The sequence below is a fragment of the Nocardiopsis sp. NPDC058631 genome (assembly GCF_042716955.1).
In the GTDB taxonomy this organism is placed as follows: domain Bacteria; phylum Actinomycetota; class Actinomycetes; order Streptosporangiales; family Streptosporangiaceae; genus Nocardiopsis.
In genome coordinates this window covers 146,573-153,393 of the sequence record NZ_JBHXQY010000002.1, presented here as the reverse complement: position 1 = coordinate 153,393, position 6,821 = coordinate 146,573, and the positions used below count along the sequence as shown (strand labels likewise).

The following is a 6,821-nucleotide window of genomic DNA, read 5'->3' as shown; positions in this document are numbered from 1 at the left end:
GAACCCGTCGTGACCCCCACCGAAACCCCGGACGAGGAGGAGGAAGAGGAGGAGGTCGAAGACGGCGGAGGCAGCGGCCCCACCGAAACAACCCCCACCGAGGGCGACGGCGACGGCCAGGAACCGGTATCGACGGATCCGGGCCACATCACCGAACCCGTCGTGACCCCCACCGAAACCCCGGACGAGGAGGAGGAAGAGGAGGAGGTCGAAGACGGCGGAGGCAGCGGCCCCACCGAAACAACCCCGAACCAAGACGACGAAGAAGAAGAAGTCGAAGACGGCAGAGGCAGCGGCCCCACCGAAACAACCCCGAACCAAGACGACGAAGAAGAGGAGGACGAGGAGGAGAACGAAGAAGAGGACGAAGAAGAAGAGGAAGACGAGGAGGACGAAGAAGAGGAAGAGGAAGAGGAAGACGAGGAGGACGAAGAAGAGGAAGAGGAAGACGAGGAAGAGGACACCGAAGGCGAAGGGAACGGCGAGGGAGACGGGAATGGGGGTGACGAGAAGGGCGGCGAGGGCACCAAGATCGACCTTGAAATGATCAAGGCATTTCGCAAGAACATCGTGACCCCGCTCCGCGAGGACATCGACGTCCTGGAAACAGACTTCTCCGTGTACGGCGGGGAGGGCGGTTATCAGAGGCTCGGAGACACCGAACTCCTCCCGAGGTCAGGAACGCTCGCCGCGGAGATCGACGAGTCGCTGAACAACATCTCCTCTTTCGTCACGGGTCTACAGAAGGAACTGACGCAGATCGAGGACCAGCTCTCGGAGACTCTCATCGTCTTCGTCAACCTTGAGGACGAGCAGAACCTCACCGCCCAGGAGATCCAGAACCTGATCTATCCGAGCGAGAGCGGTGGCGGCGGTGGCGGCGGCGGCGGTGGCGGCGGCAACGACGACGACGACGAGGACGAGGACTAGGACCGGGGCGACCCACAAAGGGAGGGAAGAGACGTGCCGGACAAACAGATACACGAAATCCTCAACATTTTCGCTGGCTCCGACGACAAGATGGAGCCGCTCAGCAAGGTCACCGAACCCCTCTGGGTCGACCACGGGCGCTACCATTTCCACGAGACCACCGGCTTCAAAGACTGGACCGGCAGTGGCGATAAAAAGGTAGACCGCTGGTGGAAGCACGGGGAAACCCACACGATGTCCGGCGGCGGCTACGGATACACGTACACCTACGACTACATCGGTTACGACTACGCCGGCTACAACATGCAGAAGGAGGTGTGGGGGGCCGCAGAAGACAACGAAGCGGAGAGCGGCCAGCAGGACAAGTTCCGGCAGTCGCTGCTCGACCTGTCGGCCCTCGCCAACTACGAGGCCAACAGGCTGGTGTCCGACAAGTGGGATCTCGGGCGGCTGCAGACCACCATCGACAACCTGGACAACCTGCGTAAGAAACTGGCCCCCTACATCGACGGGGAGGGTGGCGGCAGCCTGAACAAGCTCGTGCAGGCGATCGACACCCCGGACGGGCCCATGAGGGGATCAGCCGCAGGAGCGTACAGGTACCGCCTCGAGGACCTGGCGTACCGCATGACCCAGATCCACATGAAGATCCCCGATTTCACGGCTGCCCTGGAAAGGATCAGGGATGAGCTGAAGACCTCCACCAGCGACCTCTCCGACAAGGTCTCCGACGCCCTCAACTCGTACGGGGGGAGGGTCGGCGACGCGGTCGACGGCTGGTACTTCAGGGTGTCCGCGGGGTCGGAGAAGTGGGTCGACCACCGGAACCAGTTCGACATCCTGATCACCCCCGCAGGGACGAACGAGGACGGGACCCCAAGGGGAGAGGTGCGCGGCATCGTCGGCGACGACATCACCGACACCAATGTCAACGAGGCGATGTACCAGCGGTTCCGTGACCACTACAAGACCGTCCACGAGTACGCCAACAACCTGTACACCAAGATGGACGAGACCTACAAGAGCGTCCAGTCAGAACTGAAGGTCATCGAGCCTCCCACTCCGCTCAGGACGGAGACACCCACTCCGCTGGGAGACGGCCCCGACGGTGGTGACGACGAGGACTTCAACGACTTCCTCGAAGAACTCTTCGGTGACGGCGACGGTGACGGCGACGGCGGCCCCGACGAGATCGACCTCAGCGGCCTCTTCGACGACGATGACGAGGACGGCAACGGCGGCCCCGACGAGATCGACCTCAGCGACATCTTCGGCGACGGCGACAATGACGGCGGCGGGAACGGCGGCGACAATGACGGCGGTGGGAACGGCGACGACGGTCCCCGGGAGATCGACCTCAACGAGGTCTTCGACGAACTGGGCATCGATCCGCCGTCGAACGAACAGGCGCTCAACGGCCCCGACGGCCTGAGCAACGGCGGTCCCGACAACCTGGTTCCGCCGCCCCCGGGGGACCTCGGCCTCAACGGCCCCGGGGACGGTCTGGGCGGCGGCGGCCCCGCCATCACGCCCCCGCCTCCTGTACCGGACTTCGGTCTCAACGGCCCCGGCGAGGGTCTGGGCAACAACGGCCCCGGCGACGGCCTGGGCAACAACGGCCCCCTGGTACCCCCGGTCATCCCCGGACCCCCGGGGGACCTCGGCCTCAACGGCCCCGGCAACGACCTGGGCAACGGCCTGGGCAACAACGGCCCCCTGGTACCCCCGATCATCCCCGGGCCCCCGCCCTCGCTCGGCCTCAACGGCCCCGGCCGCGGCGGTCAGGGAGGCTACAACGGTTCGCTGGAGCGCGATCCGGGGACGGGGCTCCCGCTCAACCCGGAGACCGGTCAGCCGTTCCCCATCGACCCCGAGTCCGGGCTGCCCTTCAACCCCGACACCGGCCTGCCCATCAACTTCGACCCCGAGACCGGGCAGGTCCTGCCCATCGACCCCGTCACCGGGGAACCGATCAACATCGGGGACACCGGCAGCTCCCTGAACTTCGACCCGGCGTCGGGGCTCCCGCTCAACCCGGAGACCGGCCAGCCGTTCCCCGTCGACCCCGAGACCGGGCTGCCCTTCAACCCCGACACCGGGCTACCCATCAACTACGACCCCGAGACCGGGCAGGTCCTGCCCATCGACCCCGTCACCGGACAGCCGGTCGGCATCGACCCCGAGACCGGACTGCCGACCGACTACGGGTACAACATGCCCATCAACTACGACCCCGAGACCGGGCAGGTCCTGCCCATCGACCCCGTCACCGGGGAACCGATCAACATCGGGGACACCGGCAGCTCCCTGAACTTCGACCCGGCGTCGGGGCTCCCGCTCAACCCGGAGACCGGCCAGCCGTTCCCCGTCGACCCCGAGACCGGGCTGCCCTTCAACCCCGACACCGGGCTACCCATCAACTACGACCCCGAGACCGGGCAGGTCCTGCCCATCGACCCCGTCACCGGACAGCCGGTCGGCATCGACCCCGAGACCGGCCTGCCGACCGACTACGGGTACAACGTGCCGGCGCCCCCGCCCGAACTGGGGCTCAACGGCCCCGGGCAGGGCGGCTACGACTACGGCATGCCCACGCCCCCGCCCGAGCTGGGCCTCAACGGCCCCGGCAGCGGCGAGGACGTACCGATCAACCCGGTCACCGGTGAGCCGTACGTCATCGACCCGATCACCGGCAAGCCCTACCCGATCGACCCCGAGACGGGGGCGCCGATCAGGAACGCCTTCGAGGGCGACGACACCACGATTCCGCCCCTGAGGGAGCTTCCGCCGCTGGAGTCGCCCAGCGACCTGGGCCTCAACTACGGCGGTCTCGACCCCTCCCCCGGCCCTTACTCCACCGACGGTCCGGGCGCTCCGGACAGCTCCGACCGCTCCTCGCTGTTCGCCAACCCCGACGGCACCCAGTACCAGGCGGGCGGCCCCAACGGGGCCCCCGGCGGCCAGGGCACCCCGGGCAGCGCCGGCGGACTCGGCGGCGTGGGAGGGCTGAACGGACAGCCCGACTCGGGAGGCGCCGGCGTCGGCGCTGGCGGTATGGGTGGCATGGGCGGTATGCCGATGATGCCGATGGGTGGCGGCATGGGCGGCGGTGGCGGCGGTGACAACAACCGCGACCGGCAGCGCTCCACCTGGCTCTCCGAGGACGAGAAGGTCTGGGGCACCACGGCCGACGCGCAGAAATCCGCACTGGGACGCCCCGTCCCCGGTCAGAACAAGAAGGGAACACACCGGCATGAGCTCGCAGATGCAGCGCCAGATGGAAGAGGAACTGGCACAGCTTCACAAGACGATGGACCGACTGGCGGACGCAAGCGCAAACCTGGAGTCGGCAACCGAAGAGGTCGTGGCGAAGAACAGGCTCGTGGGCGCGAAGGTGGACGCGACGGGGGAACTGGTTGAGCTGAAGTTCCACACCCAGGCCTACCGGGACATGGCCCCCACCGAGCTCGCCGCCGCCATCACGGAGGTGGTCAACAAGGCGCGGAGCCAGATGGCCGAGCGCGTCTCGGAGGCCTACGGCCCCCTCATGCCGGAGATGACGGGGGTCGAGGAGGTCATGAACGGCGACCTCGACCCGTTCAAGCTGCTCGACCGGCTGGGCATCCCCTCCGACAATCCGCGACAGTAGAAGAACCCCACCGCACTCGCGGCTGAGGAGCAGGAGAGGAGACGGACATGACGGACCGCAGCGACGACTTCTTCGCCGACTTCGATGGCATGTCCAGGAACAGCTGGAGCGTCAACGACGCGGCCGAGTACGCCCGAGAGACCCAGCAGTGGCTGAAGGCCTCGCTGGATCCCCTGCAGCCCATCTTTGGCGAGGGCGACAAGTTCGCCAAGGACATGGAAAAATCCCTGGGCCTGCTCGAGACCTCCATCGACGAGTACATGGGCCTCATAGTCACCGCGACGGAGGACTCCAGCGCCATCCTCCTGAACACCAAAGAGGTCTTCAACCGCGGCGAGGACGTGAACGTGGACAACGTTCCCGACCTCGACGACCGGAACGGGACCGGAGGAGGACGCAGGTGACCCCCACCACCCCCACGTCCCTGGGCGGCCGCAGGAGCGGCCGCCCGGGTCCCCCGAGAAGGAGTTGCGATGTCTGAGAACGCTCAGGCGCACGGGGCGGCCGAGAGCCGTTCCGCACCGGCGTCCGAGTTCGCGTCGGTGCTCTCCGGAGGGGCCGACGGCACGGTCTCCGGTGGGATCGCGGGCTCCGGGGCGCACGCCGCGCCCGTTCCCCGGCCGGAGACCGGTGGGGGCGCGGGGGCGGCCGAGGCCGTTCCCGGTCCCCGGATCACCGGTGCCCTGCACGAACCCGCCGCACCCCAGGCCCCGGAGGAGGCGCTGGACCGTCCGGGCAAGCCCGTCCTGGCGGGCGCCGCCATCGCGGGCCTGCTGCTGGTCGCCGCGCCCTTCGCCATGACGGCGGGGGTGCCCGGTGTGACCCTGGAGGCGACGCCCCTCGCCTCGGGCGCGGGCGGCGCCGGCGGCCAGACCTCCGGAGGCTCCGAGGCGGGCGCCTCCGCCGGCGGTGAGTCCGGAGCCGTCGCGGCGCCGGCGGACGCGGCCGCCGTGCCCGCGCCCGCCCCCCAGGAGACCGGCTACGTGCCCGAGGTGAGCGGGGACGGGGCCGGGACCCCGACGATGCCCGACCCGGGCACCGGCGCCACCGGCACCACCGGCGGGGAGAACCCCGTGGAGACCGCCCCCGCCGCACAGGGGAACCCGGACGCGGCCACCGACGCCGCTGCCCCGGAGACCGGGAGCCGCGCGGGCGAGGCGACCGCCGGGGAACCGGGGACCGGGGACACCGCGACCGGTGGCACACCGGCCGAGGGCAGTGACACGGTCGCCGGTCCCCCCGCCGGAGAGGAAGGCGCGGACGGGACGGCCGGAGAGGACGCGGCGGCCGGAGGGGAGGAGGGCGCCGGGACCTCCGGGGAGGGTGAGACCGACGGAGGGGCCGGAGAGGGCGCCGGGAGCGGGGACACCGGCACCGGGGACACCGGCACCGGCTCTGCCCCGGAGGAGATGAACGCCCCCCTCGCCGACACCACCGGAACCGGCGACGCCGCCCGCGAGGGCGGGGTTGCCGGAACCGGCGACGCCGCCGACGGCGGGGCACCCGCCGACCCGCCGACCTCGGAGGGCGGGGGCTCCGTCCTTGAGGACACGTTCGCGATGACGGGGGGCTCGGAACCGGAGTCCTTCCTCGCCGTCGCGGGGCCCGGCTGCCAGACCGCCCCCGGCGCCTCCTACACGAACGAGGGGCGCTGGGACAGCGCCGAGGGCACCGCCAGCTGGGCCACCCGGCCCGGCGGGTACGCTCAGGAGGGCTGCGACGGCGGCTACGAGGCGCTTCCCGTCTCGGGCGACCCGGAACAGGGCAACGGCCAGTACGCCACCTGGACGTTCACCCCCGGGGAAGCGGGGGTCGTGTGCGAGCTCTACGTCCACGTGCCCGATGACGAGAGCCCGTTGTGGATCTCCCCCGGGGAGGCGAAGTACCAGCTCTTCTCGGGCTCCTCTGCCGAGGGGTCGCCCGTAGCGGTCTTCGGGATCGACCAGGCGGGGATTCGGGGCGGCTGGGTCCAGGTTACCGGGTTCACCTCCCCTACGGAGGAGTTCACCGTCAAGCTCACCAACGCCGGGGCCGACGCCCTCGCGGACCAGGAGCACACCAGCTCGCACGTGGCCGCCTCGGCGGTGCGCGCGTCCTGCTCCTGACCCACCCCCGGGGGGGGGGGGCGGGGCCCCCCCCCCCCCCCCCCCCCCCCAAGGATAAAAACCCAGAGCACACCCAGAGCCAACCGCCCCCCCCCCCCCCCCCCCCGCGGCCCCCCCCCAAACCAAGCCGGCGGCGC

At 69.8% G+C, this 6,821-nt stretch carries 4 protein-coding genes and 1 pseudogene; all 5 read left to right on the top strand.

Annotation, left to right across the window (positions count from 1 at the left end):
- Positions 1–930, top strand: a pseudogene (locus ACFWTE_RS01900) (AAA family ATPase); the annotation flags it as partial.
- Positions 931–963: 33 nt separating this feature from the next.
- Positions 964–4,350, top strand: a complete 3,387-nt coding sequence (locus tag ACFWTE_RS01895; protein ID WP_378776961.1) for a hypothetical protein — start codon at positions 964–966, stop codon at positions 4,348–4,350.
- Positions 4,241–4,579 carry a YbaB/EbfC family nucleoid-associated protein gene (locus tag ACFWTE_RS01890; RefSeq protein WP_378776959.1) on the top strand — a complete coding sequence of 113 codons (339 nt, stop codon included), beginning with the start codon at positions 4,241–4,243 and terminating at the stop codon, positions 4,577–4,579. Before ACFWTE_RS01895 ends, ACFWTE_RS01890 begins: the two co-directional genes overlap by 110 nt.
- 47 nt (positions 4,580–4,626) lie before the next feature.
- Positions 4,627–4,983: a hypothetical protein gene (locus ACFWTE_RS01885; protein WP_378776957.1), complete on the top strand. Its 357-nt coding sequence runs from the start codon at positions 4,627–4,629 to the stop codon at positions 4,981–4,983.
- 69 nt (positions 4,984–5,052) lie between these two features.
- The gene (locus tag ACFWTE_RS01880) at positions 5,053–6,684 is read left to right on the top strand and encodes a hypothetical protein (protein WP_378776955.1); all 1,632 of its coding nucleotides are present in this window, start codon (positions 5,053–5,055) and stop codon (positions 6,682–6,684) included.
- The last annotated feature ends 137 nt before the right edge of the window (positions 6,685–6,821 follow it).

Excerpts from the sequence above, each read along its gene's own strand:
- ACFWTE_RS01890 (WP_378776959.1), top strand. The coding sequence starts at position 4,241 with ATGGACCGACTGGCGGACGCAAGCGCAAACCTGGAGTCGGCAACCGAA.
- ACFWTE_RS01885 (WP_378776957.1), top strand. The coding sequence starts at position 4,627 with ATGACGGACCGCAGCGACGACTTCTTCGCCGACTTCGATGGCATGTCC.
- ACFWTE_RS01880 (WP_378776955.1), top strand. The coding sequence starts at position 5,053 with ATGTCTGAGAACGCTCAGGCGCACGGGGCGGCCGAGAGCCGTTCCGCA.